The sequence below is a fragment of the Thioclava sp. JM3 genome (genome assembly GCF_002213185.1).
GTDB lineage: Bacteria > Pseudomonadota > Alphaproteobacteria > Rhodobacterales > Rhodobacteraceae > Thioclava > Thioclava nitratireducens.
Window position 1 is genome coordinate 1 of sequence record NZ_NBOB01000036.1, and the last position, 1,537, is coordinate 1,537.

Consider the following 1,537-nt stretch of genomic DNA (forward strand, 5'->3'; position numbering starts at 1 on the left):
GTGCAGGCGCGGCAGGCGTATTTGGGGCGAACCGTGACGAGCACGCGCAGCTGGGCGGGCACGATGTCCAGTCGCTCTGTGCGGTCCTCGCCGATCTTGTGCATCTCCCCGCAGCCACAAGGACATCGCAAGCTGTCCGGCTCGATCACGCGCTCGATGCGCGACAGGTCCTTGGGCAGGTGGCCTCGATTGCGCCGGGCTGCACGCCGGGGTCGGCTCTCGGACGGCGCTTGCGTCTCCTAGTTCTCCTCGGCTTCGGCGACCGCAATCTCGAGATCCTCGAAAGCCAGCTGCCGGTCATCTTCGCTAAGCTTCTCGGATCGTTTACTGTGGACTGCCTGGTTGAGTTCGGCGACCAGATGCTCGAGGCGCTTGATGATCTCCTTGAGGCTGACCCTCTCACCTTTGAGCTCCTCATTCTCGCGCAGCGCGAAGCTGTCGCCGCGCTGCACCTCGGGGATTGCGGACAGGTCAATGATCGCGGTGGATGGCATGGCCGGAGGCTACCCCGAAGCCGTTTCGAAGGCCCGCCTTTTCTCGTGCCTGATTCACTCTGCCGCAGCCGGGCGACGGATCTCCAGGACCTTCACTTTGCGCCACTCGAGACCGGCGAACAGGGCCTCGGACTGCGCCCGGTTCAAAGTCATCACGCCGTCCCGAACCGCCGGCCAGGTGAAGGAACTCTCCTCGAGCCGCTTGTAGGCCATCACCAGCCCGGTGCGGTCCCAGAAGAGGATCTTCAGCCTGTCTGAACGCTTCGCCCGGAACAAAAACACGGTGCCAGTGAACGGATCCTCCTTCAGGACCGATGTGACCTGCGCGGCGAGACCGTCGTGGCCTTTCCTGAAGTCGATCGGCTGTGTCGCCACGAGGATACCGACGGTGTGGGACGGCATCATCACGAGGACGCCCCGAGCGCATGGACGATCTCGGCAACCCGCACCGCCGGGGTCTCGGCGGAAAGCGCGACCGTCACTTCACCGAAGACGTGGCGCAGGCTGTCGTCCGACTGCCCCGAGGGCCGCGGCGCCTTCGGGGGCTTCGGCTCGCACAGGATAACCGGCGCGAAGGCAGTCGGCTCATCCGGCATCTCGGCGGCGGGCAGGACCAGCTTGCTCTCTTTGGCCAGGCATCGCCACGCCGACAACTGGTTCGGCTTCATCCCGTAACGCGCCGCCACGGCGTTGGCCGTCGCGCCCGGCTCAAGTGTCTCCGCGACAGCCTGTGCCTTCACCTTCTCCGGCCACCGGCGGTGCCCGCTCTCGAAGATCTCAACTCCCAGCGATCTGAGAAACGCAGTCTGAGCATCCATTGCGAAACGCACTCCCATTTTGAGATGGGTATCACCTCGCAGTCCGCGCCGGCGCGGACAACTTGCCGCTCAGACAACGCTTACGTTTATGCGTTGTCAACCGCACATCGCAGCATGCACCTGCGCGGCGACTTCGTGCAGCTTCTTAGTAAGCGGCGGCTGCATCCCACCTCAGGTTCAGCTTGACGGCTTGAAGTTCCACGGGAGAAGTTCGTCGATGCGGCC

2 protein-coding genes and 1 pseudogene are annotated in these 1,537 nt (G+C 64.3%); all 3 read right to left on the reverse strand.

The annotated features are described in order from the left end of the window. Positions 1-494: pseudogene (locus tag B6V73_RS21400) on the reverse strand (IS66 family transposase zinc-finger binding domain-containing protein); the annotation flags it as partial. A 54-nt stretch (positions 495-548) separates the two neighbouring features. Further along, positions 549-899 (reverse strand): IS66 family insertion sequence element accessory protein TnpB, encoded by a 351-nt coding sequence (gene tnpB / locus B6V73_RS20320; protein ID WP_088726316.1) that lies wholly within the window; start codon positions 897-899, stop codon positions 549-551. Next, entirely contained in the window at positions 899-1,312 is a 414-nt protein-coding gene (locus B6V73_RS20325) for a transposase (protein ID WP_143597963.1), read from the reverse strand. The genes tnpB and B6V73_RS20325 overlap by 1 nt, the downstream gene beginning before the upstream one ends. Between the last annotated feature and the right edge of the window lie 225 nt (positions 1,313-1,537).

Coding starts and splice junctions, on each gene's coding strand:
- tnpB (WP_088726316.1), bottom strand. CDS start 899: ATGATGCCGTCCCACACCGTCGGTATCCTCGTGGCGACACAGCCGATC.
- B6V73_RS20325 (WP_143597963.1), bottom strand. CDS start 1,312: ATGGATGCTCAGACTGCGTTTCTCAGATCGCTGGGAGTTGAGATCTTC.